Origin of the sequence: Pseudomonas nitroreducens NBRC 12694, assembly GCF_002091755.1 — a bacterium.
Classification (GTDB): domain Bacteria; phylum Pseudomonadota; class Gammaproteobacteria; order Pseudomonadales; family Pseudomonadaceae; genus Pseudomonas; species Pseudomonas nitroreducens.
In genome coordinates this window covers 1-24403 of record NZ_BDAI01000003.1, presented here as the reverse complement: position 1 = coordinate 24403, position 24403 = coordinate 1, and the positions used below count along the sequence as shown (strand labels likewise).

The 24403-nt window shown below is 60.8% G+C and carries 35 protein-coding genes; 2 read left to right on the top strand and 33 right to left on the bottom strand.

Annotated features, from left to right (window positions below; genetic code table 11):
• Positions 1 to 275: 275 nt before the first annotated feature.
• Entirely contained in the window at positions 276 to 2720 is a 2445-nt protein-coding gene (locus tag PNI01S_RS09215; protein WP_084357971.1) for a TonB-dependent siderophore receptor, read from the top strand.
• 131 nt (positions 2721 to 2851) lie between these two features.
• Here PNI01S_RS09215 and PNI01S_RS09210 read toward each other — a convergent pair whose 3' ends face one another.
• The 3 genes from PNI01S_RS09210 to PNI01S_RS09200 all read right to left on the bottom strand — a co-directional run bounded on the left by PNI01S_RS09210 (position 2852) and on the right by PNI01S_RS09200 (position 5121).
• Complete coding sequence (locus PNI01S_RS09210; RefSeq protein WP_024767074.1) at positions 2852 to 3040, bottom strand: hypothetical protein; 189 nt, start codon at positions 3038 to 3040, stop codon at positions 2852 to 2854.
• A 176-nt stretch (positions 3041 to 3216) separates the two neighbouring features.
• Positions 3217 to 3714: a single-stranded DNA-binding protein gene (ssb, locus tag PNI01S_RS09205; protein ID WP_017521888.1), complete on the bottom strand. Its 498-nt coding sequence runs from the start codon at positions 3712 to 3714 to the stop codon at positions 3217 to 3219.
• A gap of 18 nt (positions 3715 to 3732) precedes the next feature.
• Positions 3733 to 5121, bottom strand: coding sequence for an MFS transporter (locus PNI01S_RS09200; RefSeq protein WP_024767075.1), 1389 nt, complete (start codon positions 5119 to 5121; stop codon positions 3733 to 3735).
• Positions 5122 to 5334: 213 nt separating this feature from the next.
• Between PNI01S_RS09200 and uvrA the strand changes: the two genes are divergently transcribed.
• A complete protein-coding gene (uvrA, locus tag PNI01S_RS09195; protein WP_054906705.1) occupies positions 5335 to 8169 on the top strand; it encodes an excinuclease ABC subunit UvrA in 2835 nt (944 codons plus the stop codon).
• A 67-nt stretch (positions 8170 to 8236) separates the two neighbouring features.
• Here uvrA and bfr read toward each other — a convergent pair whose 3' ends face one another.
• The 30 genes from bfr to rpsJ all read right to left on the bottom strand — a co-directional run bounded on the left by bfr (position 8237) and on the right by rpsJ (position 24205).
• A complete protein-coding gene (gene bfr, locus PNI01S_RS09190) occupies positions 8237 to 8701 on the bottom strand; it encodes a bacterioferritin (RefSeq protein ID WP_024767076.1) in 465 nt (154 codons plus the stop codon).
• 125 nt (positions 8702 to 8826) lie between these two features.
• Positions 8827 to 10275, bottom strand: coding sequence for a catalase KatA (gene katA, locus PNI01S_RS09185; protein ID WP_084357969.1), 1449 nt, complete (start codon positions 10273 to 10275; stop codon positions 8827 to 8829).
• 272 nt (positions 10276 to 10547) lie between these two features.
• The gene (rplQ, locus tag PNI01S_RS09180; RefSeq protein ID WP_015475338.1) at positions 10548 to 10937 is read right to left on the bottom strand and encodes a 50S ribosomal protein L17; all 390 of its coding nucleotides are present in this window, start codon (positions 10935 to 10937) and stop codon (positions 10548 to 10550) included.
• 43 nt (positions 10938 to 10980) lie between these two features.
• Entirely contained in the window at positions 10981 to 11982 is a 1002-nt protein-coding gene (locus PNI01S_RS09175) for a DNA-directed RNA polymerase subunit alpha (RefSeq protein WP_024767078.1), read from the bottom strand.
• A gap of 22 nt (positions 11983 to 12004) precedes the next feature.
• Entirely contained in the window at positions 12005 to 12625 is a 621-nt protein-coding gene (rpsD, locus tag PNI01S_RS09170; RefSeq protein WP_017521893.1) for a 30S ribosomal protein S4, read from the bottom strand.
• Positions 12626 to 12641: 16 nt separating this feature from the next.
• The gene (gene rpsK / locus PNI01S_RS09165; protein WP_003093689.1) at positions 12642 to 13031 is read right to left on the bottom strand and encodes a 30S ribosomal protein S11; all 390 of its coding nucleotides are present in this window, start codon (positions 13029 to 13031) and stop codon (positions 12642 to 12644) included.
• Between the two features lie 18 nt (positions 13032 to 13049).
• Positions 13050 to 13406 carry a 30S ribosomal protein S13 gene (gene rpsM, locus PNI01S_RS09160; protein ID WP_024767079.1) on the bottom strand — a complete coding sequence of 119 codons (357 nt, stop codon included), beginning with the start codon at positions 13404 to 13406 and terminating at the stop codon, positions 13050 to 13052.
• Between the two features lie 130 nt (positions 13407 to 13536).
• Entirely contained in the window at positions 13537 to 13653 is a 117-nt protein-coding gene (gene rpmJ, locus PNI01S_RS09155) for a 50S ribosomal protein L36 (protein WP_014854209.1), read from the bottom strand.
• A gap of 24 nt (positions 13654 to 13677) precedes the next feature.
• Positions 13678 to 15009 carry a preprotein translocase subunit SecY gene (secY, locus tag PNI01S_RS09150; protein ID WP_024767080.1) on the bottom strand — a complete coding sequence of 444 codons (1332 nt, stop codon included), beginning with the start codon at positions 15007 to 15009 and terminating at the stop codon, positions 13678 to 13680.
• On the bottom strand, positions 15010 to 15444 hold the full coding sequence (gene rplO / locus PNI01S_RS09145; protein ID WP_017521896.1) for a 50S ribosomal protein L15: 435 nt from the start codon (positions 15442 to 15444) through the stop codon (positions 15010 to 15012). It abuts the gene before it with no gap.
• A gap of 3 nt (positions 15445 to 15447) precedes the next feature.
• Complete coding sequence (gene rpmD / locus PNI01S_RS09140; protein ID WP_009617174.1) at positions 15448 to 15624, bottom strand: 50S ribosomal protein L30; 177 nt, start codon at positions 15622 to 15624, stop codon at positions 15448 to 15450.
• 2 nt (positions 15625 to 15626) lie between these two features.
• Positions 15627 to 16127: a 30S ribosomal protein S5 gene (gene rpsE, locus PNI01S_RS09135; RefSeq protein WP_009617173.1), complete on the bottom strand. Its 501-nt coding sequence runs from the start codon at positions 16125 to 16127 to the stop codon at positions 15627 to 15629.
• Between the two features lie 3 nt (positions 16128 to 16130).
• Complete coding sequence (gene rplR / locus PNI01S_RS09130; protein WP_017521897.1) at positions 16131 to 16481, bottom strand: 50S ribosomal protein L18; 351 nt, start codon at positions 16479 to 16481, stop codon at positions 16131 to 16133.
• 10 nt (positions 16482 to 16491) lie between these two features.
• A complete protein-coding gene (rplF, locus tag PNI01S_RS09125; RefSeq protein WP_015475332.1) occupies positions 16492 to 17025 on the bottom strand; it encodes a 50S ribosomal protein L6 in 534 nt (177 codons plus the stop codon).
• Between the two features lie 11 nt (positions 17026 to 17036).
• Positions 17037 to 17429 carry a 30S ribosomal protein S8 gene (gene rpsH / locus PNI01S_RS09120; RefSeq protein ID WP_015475331.1) on the bottom strand — a complete coding sequence of 131 codons (393 nt, stop codon included), beginning with the start codon at positions 17427 to 17429 and terminating at the stop codon, positions 17037 to 17039.
• 188 nt (positions 17430 to 17617) lie between these two features.
• Positions 17618 to 17923, bottom strand: a complete 306-nt coding sequence (gene rpsN, locus PNI01S_RS09115) for a 30S ribosomal protein S14 (protein WP_024767384.1) — start codon at positions 17921 to 17923, stop codon at positions 17618 to 17620.
• A 13-nt stretch (positions 17924 to 17936) separates the two neighbouring features.
• The gene (rplE, locus tag PNI01S_RS09110; protein WP_017521899.1) at positions 17937 to 18476 is read right to left on the bottom strand and encodes a 50S ribosomal protein L5; all 540 of its coding nucleotides are present in this window, start codon (positions 18474 to 18476) and stop codon (positions 17937 to 17939) included.
• Between the two features lie 19 nt (positions 18477 to 18495).
• A complete protein-coding gene (rplX, locus tag PNI01S_RS09105; protein WP_024767385.1) occupies positions 18496 to 18810 on the bottom strand; it encodes a 50S ribosomal protein L24 in 315 nt (104 codons plus the stop codon).
• Between the two features lie 12 nt (positions 18811 to 18822).
• Positions 18823 to 19191, bottom strand: a complete 369-nt coding sequence (gene rplN, locus PNI01S_RS09100) for a 50S ribosomal protein L14 (protein WP_017521901.1) — start codon at positions 19189 to 19191, stop codon at positions 18823 to 18825.
• A gap of 16 nt (positions 19192 to 19207) precedes the next feature.
• Positions 19208 to 19474, bottom strand: a complete 267-nt coding sequence (gene rpsQ, locus PNI01S_RS09095; RefSeq protein ID WP_024767386.1) for a 30S ribosomal protein S17 — start codon at positions 19472 to 19474, stop codon at positions 19208 to 19210.
• 2 nt (positions 19475 to 19476) lie between these two features.
• Positions 19477 to 19668: a 50S ribosomal protein L29 gene (gene rpmC, locus PNI01S_RS09090; protein WP_003093720.1), complete on the bottom strand. Its 192-nt coding sequence runs from the start codon at positions 19666 to 19668 to the stop codon at positions 19477 to 19479.
• Positions 19668 to 20081, bottom strand: coding sequence for a 50S ribosomal protein L16 (gene rplP / locus PNI01S_RS09085; protein WP_009617163.1), 414 nt, complete (start codon positions 20079 to 20081; stop codon positions 19668 to 19670). Before rplP ends, rpmC begins: the two co-directional genes overlap by 1 nt.
• Before the next feature lie 11 nt (positions 20082 to 20092).
• Positions 20093 to 20779: a 30S ribosomal protein S3 gene (gene rpsC / locus PNI01S_RS09080; RefSeq protein ID WP_024767387.1), complete on the bottom strand. Its 687-nt coding sequence runs from the start codon at positions 20777 to 20779 to the stop codon at positions 20093 to 20095.
• A 13-nt stretch (positions 20780 to 20792) separates the two neighbouring features.
• Positions 20793 to 21125: a 50S ribosomal protein L22 gene (rplV, locus tag PNI01S_RS09075; protein ID WP_015475325.1), complete on the bottom strand. Its 333-nt coding sequence runs from the start codon at positions 21123 to 21125 to the stop codon at positions 20793 to 20795.
• A gap of 12 nt (positions 21126 to 21137) precedes the next feature.
• Entirely contained in the window at positions 21138 to 21413 is a 276-nt protein-coding gene (rpsS, locus tag PNI01S_RS09070) for a 30S ribosomal protein S19 (protein WP_015475324.1), read from the bottom strand.
• 16 nt (positions 21414 to 21429) lie between these two features.
• Entirely contained in the window at positions 21430 to 22251 is an 822-nt protein-coding gene (rplB, locus tag PNI01S_RS09065) for a 50S ribosomal protein L2 (RefSeq protein WP_024767388.1), read from the bottom strand.
• A gap of 11 nt (positions 22252 to 22262) precedes the next feature.
• On the bottom strand, positions 22263 to 22562 hold the full coding sequence (gene rplW, locus PNI01S_RS09060; protein WP_015475322.1) for a 50S ribosomal protein L23: 300 nt from the start codon (positions 22560 to 22562) through the stop codon (positions 22263 to 22265).
• Positions 22559 to 23161 (bottom strand): 50S ribosomal protein L4, encoded by a 603-nt coding sequence (gene rplD, locus PNI01S_RS09055; RefSeq protein WP_017521904.1) that lies wholly within the window; start codon positions 23159 to 23161, stop codon positions 22559 to 22561. Before rplD ends, rplW begins: the two co-directional genes overlap by 4 nt.
• A gap of 14 nt (positions 23162 to 23175) precedes the next feature.
• Positions 23176 to 23811 (bottom strand): 50S ribosomal protein L3, encoded by a 636-nt coding sequence (rplC, locus tag PNI01S_RS09050; RefSeq protein ID WP_024767389.1) that lies wholly within the window; start codon positions 23809 to 23811, stop codon positions 23176 to 23178.
• An 82-nt stretch (positions 23812 to 23893) separates the two neighbouring features.
• Complete coding sequence (rpsJ, locus tag PNI01S_RS09045; RefSeq protein WP_003243886.1) at positions 23894 to 24205, bottom strand: 30S ribosomal protein S10; 312 nt, start codon at positions 24203 to 24205, stop codon at positions 23894 to 23896.
• Between the last annotated feature and the right edge of the window lie 198 nt (positions 24206 to 24403).

The following is a 24403-nucleotide window of genomic DNA, read 5'->3' as shown; positions in this document are numbered from 1 at the left end:
CCTCTCCCCCGCTCTTTCCCTGAAGGGGGAGGGAGTTATCCGTGCGAACGGAAAGAACTGCGCCCACCGGCGAGCAAAGACGTATCCCCCCACTCCGATCAGTCCCCTCTCTCTTCAGGGAGAGGGGCCCTTGCCCGAGCCTTAAACCAAGCCACCGATAAGGTCGCCGCAAAATAATATTTCTTCGCAATCGAGAATTATTTTTGTCGGGTTTCGCCGCCTCGGTCGGCAAGGAGGAATAACCCGATCATTCCCCTGTCCACGGAAGCCCCTCCATGCGAGCCGTCCACACCCCGACCGCCTCCCCCGCCCTGCCCCGCGCCAGCCGCCTGGCCCATGCCGTGCGTGGCGCGCTGCTGTGCGCCAGCCTCGGCGCCAGCCTGCCGCTGACCGCCTTCGCCGAAGACGGCGCCGCCATCACCAGCAGCCGCGCCTATGCCATCCCGGCCGGCCCGCTGGGCGAGGTACTGAACGCCTTCGCCCGCGAAGCGGGGATCACCCTGTCGGCAACCCCGGAGCAGACACGCGGGCTGAATTCGGCGGGGCTGAACGGCACCTACTCGGTGGACCAGGGCCTCGGGCGCCTGCTGGCGGACACTCCGCTGGAGGCCGTGGACCAGGGCAACGGCAACTACGTGCTGCGCCCGGCCGCACCGACCGACGTGCTGGCCATGCCGTCCAGCGACGTATTCGCCCTGGGCAACGCACTGGGCGAGGAAGACGGCTACCTGGCAACCCACAGCCAGATCGCCACCAAGACCTCCAAGTCCCTGCTGGAAACCAGCCAGAGCGTCTCGGTGATCACCCGCGAGCAGATCGACGACACCGCGTCGAAGACCGTGCAGCAGGCGATCCGCTACACCCCCGGTATCTTCACCGGCCAGGTCGGCGCCTCGAACCGCTACGACTACATCGTCATGCGCGGCTTCGCCGACAACAGCGTTGACAACATCTACCTCGACGGCCTGAAGGCCATGGGCGACAGCGGCACCTTCAGCTCGATGCAGATCGACCCGTACTTCCTTGAGCGCATCGATGTGCTCAAGGGCCCGTCCTCGGTGCTTTACGGCCGCAGTCTTCCGGGCGGGCTGGTGGCGCTGACCAGCAAGAAGCCGCTGTACGAGGATTACCACCAGATCACCGGCACCGTCGGCAACATGGGCCAGAAGGAAATGGGCTTCGACTTCAGCGGCCCACTGGATGAAGAGAAGCGCATCGCCTACCGCCTGGTCGGCCTGGGCAAGGGTTCGGACACCCAGTTCGACCACGTCAAGGAAGAGCGCTACGCCATCGCCCCGACCCTGGCCATCGACTTCACCGACGACACCACGCTGACCCTGCGGGGCTACCTGCAGCACGACCCGAACGGCGGCTACCACGGCGGCGTGCCGGCGGATGGCGCGCTGTTCCACCACAATGGCCAGAAGATCTCCCGCGAATTCTTCGACGGCGAGCCGAGCAAGGACGACTTCGACCGCACGCAGCGCATGTTCGGCTACCAGCTGGAGCACCGCTTCGACGACGTCTGGACCGCGCGGCAGAACTTCCGCTACCTGCACTCCGACGTCGACCTCTCCCAGGTCTATGCGTACGGCTGGACCGCGCCTGACGAGAACACCCTGAACCGCTACTTCTCCGGCGCCAGCGAGCACCTGCAGGCGTACATCATCGATAACATGGCCCAGGCCGAGTTCAACACCGGCGCCGCCAAGCACACCCTGCTGATGGGCCTGGACTACCAGAAGCGTCGCACCACCGTGGACTGGCGCTCGGGCTCGGCGCAACCGCTGGACGCCTTCCACCCGCACTACGGCAACGACGCCATCAGCTACTACCCCGACGACAACCATACCCGTCGCCTCGAGCAGACCGGCGTCTACCTGCAGGACCTGATCGACATCGACAACTGGCGCTTCTCGCTGGGCATGCGGGAGGACTGGGTGACCGTCGAGGACAAGAATCGCAGCACCGGCAGCAAGGCCGACGACGACTGGAAGAAGTTCACCGGCCGCCTCGGCGCGCTGTACCTGTTCGACAACGGTATCGCGCCGTACATCAGCTACTCCGAGTCGTTCAACCCCAACGCCTACTCCGACCAGTCCGGTACACCGCTGGAACCGACCGAGGGCAAGCAGTGGGAAGCCGGCCTGAAGTTCCAGCCCGAGGGCAGCCGCAGCCTGTACACCGCATCGGTCTTCCACATCACCCAGGAGAACGTCGCGTCGAAGGAGCCGCAGGACAACTTCTACACCTCCGTGGGCGAAGTGCGTTCCCAGGGCTTCGAGCTGGAAGCCCACACCCAGGTCACCGACAACCTCAAGCTGCTCGGCAGCTACACCTACACCGACATCACCTACACCAAGTCGCTGGACGGCAACCAGGGCCACACCCCGAACCAGGCGCCCAAGCACATGGCCTCGCTGTGGGCCGACTACGGCTTCAACGCCGGCCCGCTGGATGGCCTGAGCCTCGGCGGCGGCGCCCGCTACGTCGGCGAGACCTGGGCGGACAAGGAAAACACCCTGCGCGTGCCGGACTACACCCTGCTGGATGCGCGCATCGGCTACGACCTTTCCCGCGTCGGCCTGAAGGGCCTGGATGTCAGCCTCAACGCCAACAACCTGCTGGACAAGGATTACGTCGCGTCCTGCTACAGCCTGGACTTCTGCTACTTCGGCGAGAAGCGCAACGTCACCGCGACGGTGAACTACCAGTTCTGATCGCCTGCCGCCCGGTTCGCCGGGCGGTTTCCCCAGAACCTCCGCATTGCCTGCGCACGCGGATGTTTTTTGTAGGGATTCAGGACTCACACGCCCCGTGGCGCGGCCGTCGCCACGGGGCTTTTTGCTTTCTAGAACTCTGCCGCGTGGCGGTAGCGCGTCTCCAACTCCAGGGCGACGCGATAGGCTTGCGCCTCGCTCTCGCTGTGGAAGATGCCGACCAGCAGGCCTTCCTGGTACACATCCCAGCAACGCCCTCCATGGGCGCGGAACTCGCGGGATTTATGGTCGTCGTCACGCTCGGTCACTGTAATGCTCATGTCTTTTCTTCTCCGGTTTTGCCGTACATCAAGGCAGCTCCAGAATCATTCAGTTAGCTAGCTAATTAAATAGTCGCCACCGAGAAAGACTTTTACGAACATTCGCCAAAACGAGCGTCCCAGAAACGCAAAAGCGCAGCTCGAAGGCTGCGCTCTTGGGAGACGAATCGTTCGGATCAGAACGGAATATCGTCGTCGAAGCTGTCGTAGTCCGGAGCCGGTTGCGGCGCGGGCTGGGACTGCTGCTGCGGCGCAGGACGCTGGGCCTGCTGCGGACGCTGCTGCGGCTCGCGGGGAGCGCGCGGAGCATCGTCACCACCGGCGCCCGGACGGCCGCCGAGCAGCTGCATGTTGCCGTTGATGTCGACCACGATCTCGGTGGTGTACTTGTCCTGACCGTCCTGGCCCTGCCACTTGCGAGTGCGCAGGCTGCCTTCGACGTAGATCTGCGAGCCCTTGCGCACGTACTCGGCGACGATCTCCGCCAGGCGACCGAAGAACACCACGCGGTGCCACTCGGTACGCTCCTGCTGCTGGCCGGTCTGCTTGTCCTTCCAGCTCTCGCTGGTGGCCAGGGTGACGTTGGTCACCGCGTTGCCGTTGGGCATGTAACGGGTTTCCGGATCGCCACCGACGTTACCTACCAGAATGACTTTGTTAACCCCACGGGCCATGACGCTCTCCTAAAGGCTTCAGCACGTCGCCTGCTCGGCACCGGCGAGGCGCTCGAGGGACGTGCGATCCACTTGTTGGGAATCCACTTTGACATAAGCGGCCGCTTCTTCAGCGACCACCATCACATCGCTCACACCGGGCAATGCCTTGAAACGCTCAGCCAACGAAGCATCGCGCAGGGCCTCGTCGGACAAAGGCAGGCGAATACTCGTTACATAAGGCGGTTCGCGCATGGTAACAGCAATCGCCAGCCAGAGGGCAGCCAGCACCGCGCAGCCGATGAACACCCCGTCGAGCCCGCCGTGCTGGTACATCCAGCCGCCGAGGATGCCGCCCACGGCGGCGCCGAGGAACTGGCTGGTGGAGTACACGCCCATCGCCGTGCCCTTGCCACCGGCCGGCGACACCTTGCTCACCAGCGAGGGCAGCGAGGCCTCCAGCAGGTTGAACGCGGTGAAGTAGACGATGATGCCGAACACCAGTTCCTTGAGGCTGTTGCCGAACTCCCAGAAGAACAGTTCGCAGAGCATCAGGGTTGCCACGGCGCCGGCCAGTACGCGCTTCATCTGGCGCTTCTTCTCGGCGTAGATGATGAACGGCACCATGCCGAAGAAGCCCACCAGCAGCGCGGTCAGGTAGACCCACCAGTGTTCTTCCTTGGGCAGCCCGGCGCGCTCGACCAGTGCCAGCGGCAGCGCGACGAAGCTGGCCATGAGGATCGCGTGCAGCACCAGGATGCCGGCGTCCAGGCGCAGCAGTTCGCCGTTCTTCAGGGTCGGCAGCAGCGACTGCTTGGCCACGCTCGACTCGCGATGCTGCATGCGGTGGTCAGGCGTTGGCACGAAGAACAGGATGATCAGCATGCCCACCAGGGCCATGCCGGCGGTGAACCAGAACAGCCCGTGCAGGCCGAACCAGTGGGTCAGCACGGGGCCGGCAACCATCGCCACGGCGAAGGACACGCCGATGCTCATGCCGATCATCGCCATGGCCTTGGTGCGGTGCTGCTCGCGGGTGAGGTCGGAAAGCATCGCCATCACCGCCGCGGAAATCGCCCCGGCACCCTGCAGGACGCGGCCGGCGATGATGCCCCAGATGGAATCGGCGTTGGCCGCCAGCGCGGCGCCGGCGGCGAACACCAGCAGGCCGACGATGATGATCGGCCGGCGGCCGATGCGGTCGGACAAGGTGCCCAGCGGGATCTGCAGGATCGCCTGGGTCAGGCCGTAGGCGCCGATGGCCAGGCCGATCAGTGCCGGGGTGGCGCCGGCCAGGTCCTGGCCATAGGTGGCGAGCACCGGCAGGACCATGAACATGCCGAGCATGCGGAACGCGAAGACCAGGGACAGGCCGGCGGCCGCGCGGGTTTCGGTGCCACTCATGCGCTCAGTGTGGGAATCGTGCATAGGCCCCTCATGGAAAGACGAAAAACGGGAGTGCGCTGAATTGCCCCCGTGGCGCCGCGCCACCCAGGCCTTGCAGGGCCGATTGTCGCCAACGCCGAAAAATAGCCGCGCATTCTAGCAGCCCCGGAGTCCAAGCGAACACACGCGCCACTTTGCCGCGTGCCGACCCCGCCCCGTATACTCATTTGTTTTCGCCCGCCAAGCGAGGCCGTAGTGGACAAGATCCTCATCCGTGGGGCACGTACCCACAACCTGAAGAACATCGACCTGACCCTGCCGCGCGACAAGTTGATCGTGATCACCGGCCTGTCCGGTTCCGGCAAGTCTTCCCTGGCTTTCGACACGCTCTACGCCGAGGGCCAGCGCCGTTACGTGGAATCCCTGTCTGCCTATGCCCGGCAGTTCCTCTCGATGATGGAAAAGCCCGACGTCGACACCATCGAAGGCCTGTCGCCGGCGATCTCCATCGAGCAGAAGTCCACCTCCCACAACCCGCGCTCCACCGTCGGCACCATCACCGAGATCTACGACTACCTGCGCCTGCTCTATGCGCGCGTGGGTATTCCGCGCTGCCCGGACCATGACATCCCGCTGGAAGCACAGACCGTCAGCCAGATGGTCGACCAGGTACTGGCGCTGCCCGAAGGCCGCAAGCTGATGTTGCTGGCACCGGTGATCCGCGAACGCAAGGGCGAGCACCTGGCAGTATTCGACGAGATGCGTGCCCAGGGTTTCGTCCGCGCCCGCGTCGACGGCAAGCTCTACGAGCTGGACGAAGTGCCGAAGCTGGACAAGAAGCTCAAGCACTCCATCGACATCGTGGTCGACCGCTTCAAGGTACGCGGTGATTTGCAGCAGCGCCTGGCCGAGTCCTTCGAGACGGCGATCAACCTGGCCGATGGCATCGCGCTAGTCGCACCGATGGATGATGAAGAAGGCGAGGAGATGATCTTCTCCGCGCGCTTCGCCTGCCCGATCTGCGGCCACTCCATCAGCGAGCTGGAACCCAAGCTGTTCTCCTTCAACAACCCGGCCGGCGCCTGCCCGACCTGCGATGGCCTGGGCGTGAAGCAGTTCTTCGACGCGCGGCGTGTGGTCAATGGTGAACTGACCCTGGCCGAAGGCGCGATCCGCGGCTGGGACCGGCGCAACGTCTACTACTTCCAGATGCTCGGTTCCCTGGCCGGGCACTTCGGTTTCAGCCTGGAAGAGCCCTTCCAGGATCTCGACCCGGACCACCAGAAGTTCATCCTCAATGGTTCGGGCCGCGAGAACGTCGAATTCCGCTACCTCAACGACCGCGGCGACATCGTCAAGCGCGCGCACCCGTTCGAAGGCATCCTGCCGAACCTGGAACGTCGCTACCGCGAAACCGAGTCGGCCACCGTGCGCGAGGAACTGGCCAAGTTCCTCAGCACCCAGCCCTGCCCGGACTGCCACGGCACTCGCCTGCGCCGCGAAGCACGCCACGTGTGGGTCGGCGACAAGACGCTGCCAGCGATCACTTCGATGCCGGTGGGCACCGCCTGTGAATACGCAGAGAGCCTGACCCTGACCGGTCGCCGTGGCGAGATTGCCTCGAAGATTCTCAAGGAGATCCGCGAGCGCCTGCAGTTCCTGGTCAACGTCGGCCTCGACTACCTGACCCTGGACCGCAGCGCCGACACCCTCTCCGGCGGCGAGGCCCAGCGCATCCGCCTGGCCAGCCAGATCGGCGCCGGCCTGGTGGGCGTCATGTACATCCTCGACGAACCTTCCATCGGCCTGCACCAGCGCGACAACGAGCGCCTGCTGGGCACCCTCACCCACCTGCGCAACCTGGGCAACACGGTGATCGTGGTCGAGCACGACGAGGACGCCATCCGCCTCGCCGACTATGTCGTGGACATCGGCCCGGGTGCCGGCGTACACGGCGGGCAGATCGTCGCCGAGGGCACACCGCAGCAGGTCATGGACCATCCGGACTCGGTCACCGGCGCCTATCTGTCCGGCCGCACCAAGATCGTCGTGCCCGCAGAACGCACCCCGCGCAACAAGAAGCAGTTGCTCAAGCTCAAGGGCGCGCGCGGCAACAACCTGCAGAACGTCAACCTGGAAATCCCGGTCGGCCTGTTCACCTGCATCACCGGCGTTTCCGGCTCGGGCAAGTCGACGCTGATCAACAACACCCTGTTCCCGATCACCGCCACCGCGCTCAACGGCGCGACCACCCTGGAAGTGGCGCCCTACGACTCGTTCGACGGTCTGCAGCACCTGGACAAGGTGGTGGACATCGACCAGAGCCCGATCGGCCGCACCCCGCGCTCCAACCCGGCGACCTACACCGGGCTGTTCACGCCGATCCGCGAACTGTTCGCCGGCGTGCCGGAGGCCCGTTCGCGCGGCTACGGCCCGGGGCGCTTCTCGTTCAACGTCAAGGGCGGCCGCTGCGAGGCCTGCCAGGGCGATGGCGTGATCAAGGTGGAGATGCACTTCCTGCCGGACATCTACGTCCCCTGCGACGTCTGCAAGGGCAAGCGCTACAACCGCGAGACGCTGGAAGTCCGCTACAAGGGCAAGAGCATCACCGAGGTGCTGGACATGACCATCGAGGACGCCCGCGCGTTCTTCGACGCCGTCCCCGCCATCGCCCGCAAGCTGCAGACGCTGATGGACGTCGGCCTGTCGTACATCAAGCTCGGCCAGAGCGCGACCACGCTGTCCGGCGGCGAGGCACAGCGGGTCAAGCTGTCCCGCGAGCTGTCCAAGCGCGATACCGGCAAGACCCTGTACATCCTCGACGAGCCGACCACCGGCCTGCACTTCGCGGATATCCAGCAACTGCTCGACGTGCTGCACCGCCTGCGCGACCACGGCAACACAGTGGTCGTCATCGAGCACAACCTGGACGTGATCAAGACCGCCGACTGGCTGGTCGACCTCGGCCCCGAGGGCGGCTCCAAGGGCGGCCAGATCATCGCCACCGGCACGCCGGAGCAGGTCGCGGAGCTGGCGGTGTCGCACACCGGGCACTTCCTCAAGCCGCTGCTGGAGCGCGACCGGGCCTGATCAGCGCCGGTATGAAAAAGCCCCTGTCGCCGATCAGCGCAGGGGCTTTTTCTTTACGGCTGGCGAATCAGAGCTGCGACTGCAGGTAGTTCTCCAGGCCCATCTTGGCGATCAGGCCGAGTTGCTGCTCCAGCCAGTAGGCGTGATCTTCCTCGGTATCGGTCAACTGCACGCGCAGGATATCGCGGGTGACGAAGTCCTTGTGCTTCTCGCACAGCGCAATGCCCTTAGCCAGCGCAGCGCGCACATGGCGCTCCAGCTTCAGGTCGGCTTCCAGCATTTCCGGCACGGTCTTGCCCGGGTGAATGTCGTCCGGGCGCATGCGCGGGGTGCCTTCGAGCAGGAGGATGCGACGCAGCAACGCATCGGCGTGCTGAGTTTCCTCTTCCATCTCGTGGTTGAGACGCTCGTAGAGTTTGCTGAAGCCCCAATCCTCGTACATGCGCGAGTGGATGAAATACTGGTCGCGAGCGGCCAGCTCACCGGTCAGCAGCGTGTTGAGATAATCGATAACCTCGGCGTGGCCTTGCATCAGCCTTCTCCCTGGGACGTGACAGCGAATTAAACGGCGCTATGGTCGCGACTGGCCATGACCGGGGTCAAGCACCGGAAACGCAACCGCCCTCCGAAGAGGGCGGTTGGTGGATCGGGTTGAGCTTAGTCCAGCTTCAAGCCGAGAGCCTTGGCGACACCCTCGCCGTAGGCCGGATCGATGTTGGAGAACAGCGCGAGCTGACGGCGCTGGATCGCTTCCGGCACGCCTGCCATATCGCCAGCAATGTTCTCGTACAGCCGCTGCCGCTGGGCTTCGTCGAACAGGCGGAACAACGCCGCCGGCTGGCTGTAGTAGTCATCGTCAACGCGGTGGTTCCAGTGATCCGCACTGCCTTCCAGGGTCAGCGGCGGCTCGGAATAGTCCGGCTGCTCCTGCCACTGGTTGAAGCTGTTCGGCTCGTAGCTGACAGTCATGTCGCCGTTGTTGCCGTCCACCCGCATGGCGCCGTCGCGGTGATAGATGCGCGGGTTGTTACGCGCAGCGTTCACCGGGATCTGGTGGTGGTTCACGCCCAGGCGATAGCGGTGTGCATCGCCGTAGGAAAACAGGCGACCCTGGAGCATCTTGTCCGGCGAGAAACCGATGCCAGGAACGATGTTTGCCGGAGAGAATGCCGACTGCTCGACTTCGGCGAAGTAGTTCGCCGGGTTGCGATTGAGCTCGAAGTACCCCACCTCGATCAACGGGTAGTCGCCGTGCGGCCAGACCTTGGTCAGGTCGAACGGGTTGTAGCGGTAAGTCGCCGCTTCCTTCTCCGGCATCACCTGTACGTACATTTTCCAGCGCGGGAAGTCGCCGCGCTCGATGGCGTCATACAGGTCGCGCTGGGAGCTCTCGCGGTCGGCGCCGACCAGTTTCGCCGCTTCCTCATTGCTCAGGTTCTCGATGCCCTGCTGGGTCTTGAAGTGGAACTTGACCCAGAAGCGTTCGTTGCTGGCATTGATGAAGCTGAACGTGTGGCTACCAAAGCCATGGACGTGACGGTAGCTGCGCGGCAGGCCACGGTCGCTGAAGTCGATGGTCAACTGGTGCAGGGCTTCGGGCAGGTGCGAGAAGAAGTCCCACTTCAGCGTGGCGTTGCGCAGGTTGGTGCGCGGATCGCGCTTCACCACGTGGTTCAGGTCGGGAAATTTCAGCGGATCGCGGAAGTAGAAGACCGGGGTGTTGTTGCCGACCAGGTCCCAGTTGCCTTCCTCGGTGTAGAACTTCAGGGCGAAGCCACGGATATCGCGCTCGGCGTCTGCTGCGCCACGCTCGCCCGCTACGGTGGAAAAGCGCAGGAACAGGGGAGTCTGCTTGCCGACCTGGGAGAACAGCTTGGCGCGGGTATAGCGGGTGATGTCGTGAGTAACAGTGAAGGTGCCATAGGCGGCCGAGCCTTTGGCGTGCATGCGGCGCTCAGGGATTACTTCGCGGTCGAAGTGCGCCAGTTTTTCCAGGAACCAGACATCCTGCAGCAGCATCGGGCCCCGCGGGCCGGCGGTCTGGACGTTCTGGTTATCGGCGACCGGAGCTCCAGCTGCAGTCGTCAGACGGGTGTTGTCACTCATCGTTACTCTCCTCAACGGCGGGGTGCCTGTATGCCGGCAAACTGCGGAGGCAGAAGGCCCGGCCCGGCATCCCAATCGGACAATTAAGCGCCTCCAACGGCATTGCGGCTGTTGATCCAGCTCAGCAAGCAGTGGAAGTCGACGGCGTTAAGGATCGGTGACAAGGGACTTGATAATCCAATTTATTGATTCGAGCCTATCAATAGATAAAAACTTTTCTCCAGGCGATAAAAAACCGGGCACAAGGCCCGGTTTCTTATAAGGCGTAAACCTTACTCTGCAGCTTCTACTGCTTGGCCGCCAACAGCGCGGTCAATCAGTTCGACGTATGCCATGGGGGCATTGTCGCCGGCGCGGAAGCCGCACTTCAGGATGCGCAGGTAGCCGCCCGGGCGGTTGGCGTAGCGCTTGCCCAGTTCGTTGAACAGCTTGCCTACGGCTTCTTTCGAACGGGTACGGTCGAAAGCGAGACGACGGTTGGCAACGCTATCCACTTTAGCCAGGGTGATCAGCGGCTCGGCAACGCGACGCAGTTCCTTGGCCTTGGGCAGGGTGGTTTTGATCAGTTCGTGTTCGAAGAGCGACACAGCCATGTTCTGGAACATAGCCTTGCGGTGCGCGCTGGTGCGGCTCAGGTGACGACCACTTTTACGATGGCGCATGGTTCAATTCCTTTCCAAACTTTACGTTCGGTAGCTACGACGATCAGGCAGTAGCCTTGTCGTCTTTCTTGAGACTTGCCGGCGGCCAGTTATCGAGGCGCATACCGAGGGACAGACCGCGAGAGGCCAGAACGTCCTTGATTTCGGTCAGGGACTTCTTGCCCAGGTTCGGCGTTTTGAGCAGCTCTACTTCGGTGCGCTGAATCAGGTCACCGATGTAGTAGATGTTCTCTGCCTTCAGGCAGTTGGCCGAACGGACGGTCAGCTCAAGGTCATCGACCGGACGCAGCAGGATCGGATCGATCTCGTCTTCCTGCTCTTCAACGACGGGCTCGCTGTCGCCTTTGAGGTCCACGAACGCTGCCAGCTGCTGTTGCAGGATGGTAGCGGCGCGACGGATAGCCTCTTCAGGGTCCAGGGTGCCGTTGGTTTCCAGATCGAGGACCAGCTTGTCCAGGTTGGTACGCTGTTCGACACGGGCGTTCTCGACCACGTAGGCAACACGACGTACGGGGCTGAACGAGGCATCGAGCTGAAGACGGCCAATGCTGCGGCTTTCGTCTTCATCGCTGGTGCGGGCATCAGCCGGCTCGTAGCCACGGCCACGAGCGACTTTCAGCTTCATGTTCAGCGCGCCGTTATCGGCCAGGTGGGCGATAACATGGTCACCGTTGACGATCTCGACATCATGATCCAGCTGAATATCGGCAGCGGTCACCACACCCGAGCCCTTTTTCGCCAGGGTCAGCGTCACTTCGTCACGGCCGTGCAGCTTGATGGCCAGGCCTTTCAGGTTGAGCAGGATCTCGATGACATCTTCCTGCACACCTTCGATGGCGGAGTACTCGTGGAGTACGCCGTCGATCTCGGCCTCGACTACCGCACAGCCAGGCATGGAGGACAACAGGATGCGACGCAGCGCGTTGCCCAGGGTATGGCCGAAACCACGCTCGAGAGGCTCGAGAGTGATCTTGGCGCGGGTTTGGCTGACCACCTGCACATCGATGTGGCGGGGGGTCAGGAACTCATTTACCGAACTCTGCATGGATGCACCTATTTTCTAGCCCTTACTTGGAGTAGAGCTCGACAATCAGGTTTTCGTTGATGTCGGCGGACAGATCGGCACGAGCCGGGACACTTTTGAAGGTGCCGGCTTTCTTGTCGGTGTCCACTTCGACCCACTCAACGCGACCGCGCTGGGCGCACAGGTCCAGAGCTTGGGCGATACGCAGCTGGTTCTTCGATTTCTCGCGAACAGCAACGACATCACCGGCTTTGACCTGGTAGGACGGCACGTTTACGGTCTGACCGTTGACGCTGATGGTCTTGTGGGACACCAGCTGACGGGATTCGGAGCGAGTGGAACCGAAGCCCATACGGTAGACGACGTTGTCCAGACGGCACTCAAGCAGCTGCAGCAGGTTTTCACCCGTGGAGCCCTTGCGGCGGGACGCTTCCTGATAGTAGCCACGGAATTGACGTTCCAGAACGCCGTAGATGCGGCGAACTTTTTGTTTCTCGCGCAGCTGCAGACCGTAGTCGGACAGACGACCACGACGCTGGCCATGCTGGCCGGGAACTTGTTCTGCCTTGCACTTCGAGTCGAGGGCACGAACGCCGCTCTTCAGGAAGAGGTCAGTGCCTTCGCGGCGGGACAGTTTGCACTTGGGACCAATGTAACGAGCCATTTCTCACTGTCTCCTATTACACGCGACGCTTTTTCGGCGGACGGCAGCCGTTATGCGGGATCGGGGTTACGTCGGTGATGCTGGCGATCTTGTAACCGCAGGCATTCAGCGCACGAACAGCCGACTCGCGACCCGGGCCCGGGCCCTTGACGTTGACGTCAAGGTTCTTCAGACCGTATTCCAGAGCAGCCTGGCCGGCACGCTCGGCCGCTACCTGGGCAGCGAACGGAGTGCTCTTACGCGAGCCACGGAAACCCGAACCACCGGAAGTGGCCCAGGACAGGGCGTTGCCCTGACGATCAGTGATGGTAACGATGGTGTTGTTGAAGGACGCGTGGATGTGCGCGATCCCATCAACCACCGTCTTTTTGACTTTCTTGCGAGGACGAGCAGCAGGTTTTGCCATGACTATATTCCTAAGCGATTACTTGCGGATCGGCTTACGCGGGCCCTTACGGGTGCGCGCGTTGGTCTTGGTACGCTGACCGCGAACCGGCAGACCACGACGATGACGCAGACCGCGGTAGCAACCGAGGTCCATCAGACGCTTGATATTCATGTTGATTTCGCGACGCAGGTCACCTTCAGTGGTCAGCTTGGCCACTTCGGTACGCAGCGAATCGATCTGCTCTTCGCTCAGCTCTTTGATCTTTACAGCCGGGCTGATGCCGGTGGCTGCACAGATGCTCTGTGCGGTAGTGCGACCAACACCATAGATGTAGGTCAGCGAGATAACAGTGTGCTTGTTATCCGGAATGTTTACGCCTGCAATACGGGCCATTCAGAAAAACTCCAATTGACAGCTACCCGGCGCCCAGGGAGCCAAGAAAGGGCGCGGATATTAGCGCTGTAAAAACAAATAATCAACCCGGCAGCACACTAGCTGCCGGGCTATCACGCGTGAATCACACTCAGCCTTGGCGCTGTTTGTGACGCGGCTCCGCGCTGCAGATCACACGAACGACGCCTTCGCGACGGACGATCTTGCAGTTGCGGCACAGCTTCTTAACCGATGCACGAACTTTCATCAGTGACTCCTCGAACCTTACGGGTCAGCGCAGCAGACCGCTGCCATAGCCCTTCAGGTTGGCTTTCTTCATGAGGGATTCGTACTGGTGAGAAACGAGGTGAGATTGTACTTGGGCCATAAAGTCCATCACAACCACGACCACGATCAGCAACGAGGTCCCGCCAAGGTAGAACGGAACGTGGGCAGCTACGACCAGGAACTGGGGCAGCAGGCACACAGCCGTCATGTACAGGGCACCGAACATGGTCAAACGGGTCAGCACGCCATCGATGTAGCGAGCAGACTGTTCACCCGGACGAATACCCGGAATAAATGCACCGGACTTCTTGAGGTTTTCCGCCACGTCCTTCGGGTTGAACATCAGCGCTGTGTAGAAGAAGCAGAAGAAGACGATCCCTGCACTAAACAGCAGAATGTTCAGCGGCTGACCAGGCGCGATCGCTTGCGCGACGTCCTGCAGCCAACCCAGGCCTTCCGACTGACCGAACCAGGCACCCAGGGATGCCGGGAACAGCAGGATGCTGCTGGCGAAAATCGCAGGGATTACACCCGCCATGTTCACTTTCAGCGGCAAATGGCTGGTCTGGGCGGCAAACACCTTGCGACCTTGCTGGCGCTTGGCGTAATGCACGGCGATACGACGCTGACCCCGCTCGATGAACACCACGAACGCGATGATGGCCACGGCCAGCAGGCCGATGGCGATCAGGGCGAAGATGTTGATGTCACCTTGACGCGCGGACTCGAAGGACTGACCGATTGCTCGGGGCAGACCTGCGACGATACCGGAGAAGATCAACATGGAGATGCCGTTGCCGACACCCCGCTCGGTGATCTGCTCACCCAGCCACATCATGAAGAGTGCACCCGCCACGAAGGTGGTGACCGACACGAAGTAGAAGCCGAAGTCGTTGGAGAAGGCCACGCCCTGGCTACCCAGACCAATGGACATGCCAATGGCCTGGACGAGTGCCAGGACGAGAGTCGCGTAGCGGGTGTACTGGCTGATCTTGCGACGCCCAGACTCACCCTCTTTCTTCAACTGCTCCAGCTGCGGGCTGATAGCGGTCATGAGCTGCATGATGATCGACGCCGAGATGTACGGCATGATCCCCAGTGCAAAAATACTCATGCGCTCCAGCGCGCCGCCGGAAAACATGTTGAAGAGGCTAAGAATGGTCCCCTCGTTCTGCCGGAACAGTGCCGCCAAGCGATCGGGGTTGATGCCCGGGACTGGGATGTGCGCGCCGATCCGATAGACGATGATCGCCAGGAACAGGAAACGCAGACGTGCCCAGAGCTCGGACAAACCACCACCGTTGCTCAGCGCAGAGAGAGCACCTTGCTTAGCCATTTAGTCCTCGATTTTGCCGCCAGCTGCTTCGATAGCCGCACGAGCGCCCTTGGTGGCGCCGATGCCTTTCAGAGTGACCGCGCGAGTAACGTCGCCCGACAGCATGACTTTCACACGCTGTACGTTCTGGTTAATCACGTTGGCATCCTTCAGGGCCTGCACGGTAACGACATCACCCTCGACCTTGGCCAGTTCGGAAGTGCGCACTTCTGCGCGATCCATGGCTTTCAGCGAGTTGAAGCCGAACTTCGGCAGACGACGGTGCAGCGGTTGCTGACCACCCTCGAAGCCCGGAGCGATGGAGCCACCGGAGCGGGAGGTTTGACCTTTGTGACCACGGCCACCGGTCTTGCCCAGACCGCTACCGATGCCACGGCCCGGACGGTGCTTTTCGCGACGGGCACCCGGCGCGGAACGCAGATCGTTCAGTTGCATGGATTAACCCTCCACACGCAGCAGGTAGTAAGCCTTGTTAATCATGCCGCGGTTTTCAGGAGTGTCCTGAACTTCGACAGTGTGATTAATGCGACGCAGGCCGAGGCCTTTGACGCAAGCCTTGTGATTGGCCAGACGGCCGTTCAGGCTCTTGATCAGGGTAACTTTGACAGTTGCCATGGTTAGAGAATCTCCTCGACGCTCTTGCCACGCTTGGCCGCTACCGACTCAGGGGACTGCATGTTCTTCAGGCCCTTGAAGGTTGCGTAGACCACGTTCACCGGATTGGTGGAGCCGTAGCACTTCGCCAGAACGTTCTGCACACCAGCCACTTCCAGGACAGCACGCATGGCGCCGCCGGCGATGATGCCGGTACCTTCGGAAGCCGGCTGCATGTACACCTTGGAGGCGCCATGGGCGGACTTGGTCGGGTACTGCAGGGTGGTGCCGTTCAGATCAACCTGGATCATGTTGCGGCGAGCAGCTTCCATTGCCTTCTGGATAGCGGCCGGCACTTCACGCGCCTTGCCACGACCGAAGCCAACACGGCCCTTGCCATCGCCAACCACGGTCAGCGCGGTGAAGGCGAAGATACGGCCACCTTTTACGGTTTTGGCGACGCGGTTCACTTGAACCAGCTTCTCGATGTAGCCTTCGTCGCGCTTTTGATCGTTGTTTGCCATAACTTAGAACTCCAGACCGCCTTCACGAGCGGCATCAGCCAGGGCCTTGATACGACCGTGGTACTTGAAGCCAGAACGGTCGAACGCCACCTGAGTGACGCCGGCAGCCTTGGCGCGTTCCGCGACCAGTTGACCAACTTTCTTGGCTGCGTCGACGTTGCCGGTGGCAGCTTCGCGCAGTTCCTTGTCCAGGGTCGAGGCGCTGGCCAGGACCTTGCCGCCGTCGGCTGCAATGACCTGGGCGTAGATGTGCTGGGAGGAGCGGTACACGCAGAGGCGTACGGCTTCCAGTTCGCGCATCTTCAGGCGAGCCTTGCGAGCGCGGCGCAGACGGGTTTCTTTCTTGACGCTCATTTGCTATGCCCTACTTCTTCTTGGCTTCTTTACGAAGGACGACTTCGTCGGCGTAACGCACGCCCTTGCCTTTGTACGGCTCCGGCGGACGGAAGTCGCGGATTTCCGCGGCAACCTGGCCAACCAGCTGCTTGTCGATACCCTTGATCAGGATGTCGGTCTGGCTGGGGGTTTCCGCGACGATGCCGGCAGGCAGTTCGTAATCAACCGGGTGGGAGAAGCCGAGAGCCAGGGACAGCACTTGGCCTTTGGCCTGCGCTTTGTAACCAACACCAACCAGCTGGAGCTTGCGCTCGAAGCCTTGGCTGACGCCGATCACCATGTTGTTGACCAGAGCGCGGGTGGTACCGGCCATGGCACGGGTCTGCTGGTCGCCGTTACGCGCAGCGAAACGCAGCTCACCGTTGTCCTGAATGACTTCGACGGACGGATGTACTTTCAGCTCCAGAGCACCTTTGGCGCCCTTGATCGAAAGTTCCTGACCAGCCAGCTTGATTTCAACGCCGGCAGGCAGAATGACGGGGTTCTTAGCAACGCGAGACATGCTGATTCCCCTTAGAACACAGTGCAGAGCACTTCGCCACCGACGCCAGCGGCACGGGCAGCACGGTCAGTCATCACACCTTTGTTGGTGGAGACGATCGAAACGCCCAGGCCGCCGCGAACTTTCGGCAGCTGGTCTACGGATTTGTACTGGCGCAGGCCAGGACGGCTGATTCGCTTCACTTCCTCGATGACAGGCTTGCCTTCGAAGTACTTCAGCTCGATCGACAGCAGAGGCTTGGCCTCGGCGGTGACTTGGAAATCCGCAATGTAACCTTCGTCCTTGAGGACTTTGGCGACTGCCGCTTTCAGCTTGGAAGACGGCATGCTCACGACGGTCTTCTCAGCCATCTGGGCATTACGGATGCGAGTTAGCATGTCTGCTAACGGGTCCTGCATACTCATGGGCTTAATGCTCCTGATACAAAAGATAAGCCTTCAACTTCATAACTCGCCCTCAAAACACCGGACGATCTAAACCCGGGCTCAGGGGAGCCGGGTATTCTAGAGATCGCTCAAAAACGAATCAAGCCCCACGAGGGGGCTTGCTTCGCAAAGCGATCAACGGAGCCGTTGCCGACTCCGTCTAGCACTTACCAGCTGGCTTTCACCAGGCCCGGTACGTCACCGCGCATTGCTGCTTCACGCAGCTTGTTACGGCTCAAGCCGAACTTGCGGTAGTAACCGTGCGGACGACCGGTCAGACGGCAACGGTTACGCAGGCGGCTGGCGCTCGCGTCACGCGGTTGCTTCTGCAGGGCGACCTGGGCATTCCAACGATCTTCCGCAGTGGTGCTCGGATTAACGATGATCGCTTTCAGCTCGGCACGCTTTTTAGCGTACTTGGCTACCGTGCGCTGACGCTTCAGCTCACGGTTCTTCATGCTCTCTTTAGCCATGGTCCTACTCCAATCAGTTGCGGAACGGGAATTTGAAGGCGCGCAGCAGGGCACGACCTTCATCATCCGAACGCGCGGTAGTGGTCAGAGTGATATCCATACCGCGGAGGGCATCGATCTTGTCGTAATCGATTTCCGGGAAGATGATCTGCTCTTTGACGCCCATGCTGTAGTTGCCACGGCCGTCGAAGGACTTGGCATTCAGACCGCGGAAGTCACGCACGCGCGGCAGAGAGATCGACAGCAGACGGTCCAGGAACTCGTACATGCGATCGCCACGCAGGGTGACTTTCACACCGATCGGCCAGCCTTCACGAATCTTGAAGCCAGCGATGGACTTACGAGCGTAAGTCACGACCGGCTTCTGACCCGCGATCTTTTCCAGATCGGCTACGGCGCTCTCGATGACTTTCTTGTCGCCGACAGCTTCGCCAAGACCCATGTTCAGGGTGATTTTGGTAACGCGCGGAACTTCCATCACGTTCGCCAGCTGAAGCTCTTGCTTCAGCTTGGGAGCGATTTCCTTCCGATAAATTTCTTTCAATCGTGCCATGGTGATCTACCTAGCTCCCTCAAGCCTGAACCGGTTTCTGGGTCGACTTGAAGACACGAATCTTCTTACCGTCTTCGACTTTGAAACCAACGCGGTCAGCCTTGTTGGTTTCAGCGTTGAAGATGGCGACGTTGGAGACGTGCAGAGGCGCCTCCTTCTCGACGATCCCGCCTTGCTGGTTGAGCATGGGGTTGGGCTTGGTGTGGCGCTTGACCAGGTTCACACCGCCAACGACCAGACGGTCGTCAGCCAGAACCTTGAGCACCTTGCCACGCTTGCCCTTGTCCTTGCCGGCAATGACGATGACTTCGTCGTCACGACGAATTTTTTGCATGACGGCTACTCCTTACAGCACTTCAGGGGCAAGCGAGACGATCTTCATGAACTTCTCGGTACGAAGTTCACGAGTCACCGGCCCGAAGATACGGGTGCCGATCGGCTCCTGCTTGTTATTCAGCAGGACGGCGGCGTTGCCGTCGAAGCGAATGATGGAACCGTCGGTACGACGTACGCCGTGCTTGGTGCGAACGACCACGGCAGTCATTACCTGGCCCTTCTTCACCTTGCCACGCGGAATCGCTTCCTTGACGGTGACCTTGATGATGTCGCCAATGCCGGCGTAACGGCGGTGCGAACCGCCGAGTACCTTGATGCACATTACGCGACGCGCGCCGCTGTTATCAGCGACTTCGAGCATGGATTGAGTCTGAATCATCTTCTATCTCCGACCCTTAGACTTCAACCGCGCGCTCGACGACATCAACCAGGGTCCAGGCCTTGGTCTTGGCCAGCGGACGAGTTTCGCGAATGGTGACCAGGTCACCAATGCGGCACTGATTGGTTTCGTCGTGGGCGTGCAGTTTGGTCGAACGCTTCACGTATTTGCCGTAGATCGGGTGCTTGACTCGACGCTCGATCAGAACGGTAACGGTCTTGTCCATCTTGTCGCTGACGACGCGGCCAGTCAGCGTACGGACGGTTTTCTGAGCTTCAGCCATGATTACTTACCTGCTTGCTGGTTGAGCACAGTTTTCACGCGAGCGATATCGCGCTTAACCTGCGAGAGCAGGTGAGACTGCCCCAACTGGCCAGTTGCTTTCTGCATGCGCAGATTGAACTGGTCGCGCAGCAGGCCGAGCAGTTGCTCGTTCAGCTGCTCAACGGATTTTTCACGAAGTTCATTCGCTTTCATCACATCACCGTCCGCTTAACAAAGGAGGTGGCGAGCGGCAGCTTTGCAGCAGCCAGGGCGAATGCCTCACGCGCCAGCTCTTCGGATACACCCTCGATCTCGTACAGGACCTTGCCCGGTTGAATCTGGGCTACCCAGTACTCGACGCCACCCTTACCTTTACCCATACGTACTTCCAGGGGCTTCTTGGTAACAGGCTTGTCGGGGAATACGCGGATCCAGATCTTGCCGCCACGTTTTACGTGACGGGTCAGCGCACGACGTGCGGACTCGATCTGACGCGCGGTGAGACGGCCACGGCTGGTTGCCTTGAGGGCGAACTCGCCGAAGCTGACTTTAGAACCGCGATGAGCCAGGCCACGGTTGTGACCGGTCATTTGCTTGCGGAACTTCGTACGCTTGGGTTGCAGCATTTGCGTACTCCTTACTTAGCAGCTTTTTTACGAGGAGCGGGCGCTTGGGGCTTCAGCTCTTCCTGGCGGCCACCAATGACCTCGCCTTTGAAGATCCAAACCTTCACACCGATCACACCGTAGGTGGTGTGCGCTTCGTAGGTTGCGTAGTCGATGTCGGCACGCAGGGTGTGCAGGGGCACACGACCTTCGCGATACCACTCGGTACGAGCGATTTCAGCGCCGCCCAGACGACCGCTTACCTGGATCTTGATGCCTTTGGCACCAATGCGCATGGCGTTCTGTACGGCGCGCTTCATGGCGCGACGGAACATAACGCGACGCTCCAGCTGCTGAGCTACGCTTTGCGCAACCAGCATACCGTCGAGTTCCGGCTTGCGGATCTCTTCGATGTTGATGTGCACCGGCACACCCATTTGCTTGGTCAGGTCCTGACGCAGCTTCTCAACATCTTCACCTTTCTTGCCGATCACGATGCCGGGACGAGCGGTGTGGATGGTGATGCGTGCGGTTTGAGCCGGACGATGGATATCGATACGGCTTACGGACGCGCTTTTTAGTTTGTCTTGGAGATACTCACGTACCTTCAGGTCGGCGAACAGATAATCGGCGTAAGTGCGCTTATCTGCGTACCAAACGGAGGTGTGCTCCTTGACGATACCCAGGCGGATGCCATTGGGATGTACTTTCTGACCCATCTGATCGACTCCGTTACTTGTCCGCAACCTTGACAGTGATATGGCAAGACCGCTTGACGATGCGATCAGCACGGCCTTTGGCACGCGGCATGATGCGCTTGAGCGAACGACCTTCGTTGACGAAGACGGTGGAGACTTTGAGATCGTCCACATCGGCGCCTTCGTTGTGCTCGGCGTTGGCAACGGCCGACTCCAGCACTTTCTTCATGATCTCGGCGGCTTTCTTGTTGCTGAAAGCCAGGAGGTTGAGCGCATCGCCCACCTTCTTCCCGCGGATCTGGTCGGCGACCAAGCGGGCTTTCTGGGCGGAGATACGAGCGCCCGAGAGCTTAGCGGCTACTTCCATCTTCCTTACCCCTTAACGCTTGGCTTTCTTGTCCGCAGCGTGCCCACGATAAGTGCGGGTAGCAGCGAACTCGCCGAGTTTGTGACCGACCATGTCTTCGTTGACCAGGACCGGCACGTGTTGACGGCCGTTGTGGACAGCGATGGTCAGACCAACCATGTGCGGCAGAATCATCGAACGGCGCGACCAGGTCTTGATCGGCTTGCGGTCGTTCTTTTCCACCGCCACTTCGATCTTCTTCAGCAGGTGAAGATCGATAAAAGGACCTTTTTTCAGAGAACGTGGCACTGTCGTATCCCTCTATTTACTTGCGGCGACGGACGATCATGTTGTCGGTACGCTTGTTCGCGCGAGTCTTCTTACCCTTGGTCTGAAGACCCCACGGCGATACCGGATGACGACCAGCAGAGGTACGACCTTCACCACCACCATGCGGGTGGTCGACCGGGTTCATGGCAACACCACGAACGGTCGGGCGAACGCCACGCCAGCGTTTGGCACCGGCTTTACCCAGCGAACGCAGGCTGTGCTCGGAGTTCGAGACTTCGCCCAGGGTCGCACGGCAGTCAGCCAGGACTTTGCGCATTTCACCGGAACGCAGACGCACGGTTACGTAGGCACCTTCACGGGCAACCAGCTGAGCCGAAGCGCCAGCGGAGCGAGCGATCTGAGCGCCTTTGCCAGGCTTCAGTTCGATACCGTGGATGGTGCTACCCACCGGGATGTTGCGCAGCGGCATGTTGTTGCCGGCCTTGATCGGAGCGCCGATACCGGAGATCAGTTGATCGCCAGCCACCACGCCTTTGGGGGCGATGATGTAACGACGCTCGCCGTCCGCGTATTTCAGCAGAGCGATGTGAGCAGTACGGTTCGGATCGTATTCGACGCGTTCAACGATGGCAGGAATGCCATCCTTGTTGCGACGGAAGTCGACCAGACGATAGTGCTGCTTGTGGCCACCACCGATATGACGGGTGGTGATACGACCGTTGTTGTTACGGCCGCCCGACTTGGACTTCTTCTCGAGCAGGGGAGCGAACGGAGCACCTTTGTGCAGGTCCTGGTTCACTACCTTGACGACGAAACGACGACCAGCGGAAGTCGGTTTGCATTTAACGATTGCCATGATGCACCCCTTTACTCAGCGCCAGCTGCGAAATCGAGATCCTGGCCCGGCTGGAGAGCGATGTACGCTTTTTTCCAGTCGTTACGCTTGCCCAGGCCGCGAACGGTACGCTTGGTCTTGCCCTGAACGTTCAGGGTGGTGACGCGACGTACTTTCACGCCGAACAGGCTTTCTACGGCCTTCTTGATTTCCAGCTTGGTTGCATCAGTGGCAACCTTGAAAACGAATTGGCTGTTGCCGTCCGCCAGGCCGGTGGCCTTCTCGGAGATATGCGGGCCCAGCAGCACTTTGAATACGCGTTCCTGGTTCATGCCAGCAGCTCCTCGAACTTCTTCACGGCAGACACGGTGACCAGCACCTTGTCGTAGGCGATGAGGCTGACCGGATCGGAAGCCTGAACGTCACGTACATCGACGTGGGCCAGGTTGCGAGCTGCCAGGTACAGGTTCTCATCGACGCCTTCGGTGACGATCAGTACATCTTTCAGGCCCAGGCCTTCCAGCTTGCTGACCAGACCTTTGGTCTTCGGTGCGTCGACAGCGAAGTCGGCAACGACAACCAGACGATCCAGACGAACCAGCTCAGAGAGGATGGAGCGCAGAGCAGCGCGGTACATCTTCTTGTTGAGCTTCTGGGAGTGATCCTGGGGCTTGGCTGCGAAAGTCGCGCCGCCGCCACGCCAGATGGGGCTACGGATGGTGCCAGCACGAGCACGACCAGTGCCCTTCTGACGCCACGGCTTCTTGCCGCCACCGGAGACTTCGGAACGAGTCTTCTGAGCCTTGGTGCCCTGACGACCGCCAGCCATGTAGGCGACGACTGCCTGGTGAACCAGGGTCTCGTTGAATTCGCTACCAAAAGTACGCTCGGAAACCTCGATCGCCTGAGCGCCATTTACATTCAGTTGCATCTCAGCTTCCTCTCTTAACCGCGAGCCTTGGCTGCCGGACGCACCAGCACATCACCACCGGTAGCGCCGGGAACGGCACCTTTGACCAGCAGCAGATTGCGCTCTGCATCGACACGCACGACCTCAAGGGATTGAACGGTTACACGCTCAGCACCCATGTGGCCCGACATTTTTTTGCCCTTGAACACTCGACCAGGAGTCTGGCACTGGCCGATGGAACCCGGGACGCGGTGGGAAACGGAGTTACCGTGGGTGTTATCTTGACCACGGAAGTTCCAGCGCTTGATGGTACCGGCAAAGCCTTTACCCTTGGACTCGCCGGTAACGTCTACCAGCTGGCCTGCCTGGAACAGATCGACAGAGATGGAATCGCCTGCCTTGAACTCCTCTTCGCCCAGACGGAATTCCCACACGCCGCGACCGGCGGCGACATTCGCCTTGGCAAAGTGACCGGCTTGCGCCTTGGTCACGCGAGAAGCACGGCGCTCGCCAGCAGTGACCTGCACAGCGCGATAGCCATCGCTTTCTTCGTTTTTGAACTGGGTGACGCGATTCGGCTCGACCTCAATGACCGTGACCGGAATGGAGACACCATCTTCGGTGAAGATGCGGGTCATGCCGCACTTACGACCGACAACACCAATTGTCATCTTTAGAACCTCTTTAGTGTACGGGGCTTTCACCCGCTATGGCCGCCCATTTCAGAGCGTTACACGACCAATGCCGAAGGCATTAGCCGAGGCTGATCTGTACTTCGACGCCAGCAGCAAGGTCGAGCTTCATCAGCGCGTCGACGGTTTTGTCGGTCGGCTGAACGATGTCGAGAACACGCTTGTGGGTACGAATTTCGTACTGGTCACGAGCGTCCTTGTTGACGTGCGGGGAAATCAGCACGGTGTAACGTTCCTTGCGGGTCGGCAGAGGAATCGGACCACGCACCTGAGCGCCAGTACGTTTCGCGGTTTCCACGATTTCCTGGGTAGATTGGTCGATCAGGCGGTGATCAAAAGCCTTCAACCGAATACGGATTTGTTGATTTTGCATTTGACCTCAGACTCCAAGTTGCCATTCCCAACGGACGGACTCCGCCCGTTAAAAGGAGGCGCAATTGTACGGATGCGCCTGGGGGGTGTCAATATTTAACCAACTCAACGAAAAAGGGACCCCGAAGGGTCCCTTTTTCTGCAGCGGATCAGCGATTACTCGATGATCTTGGCAACCACGCCGGCGCCAACGGTACGG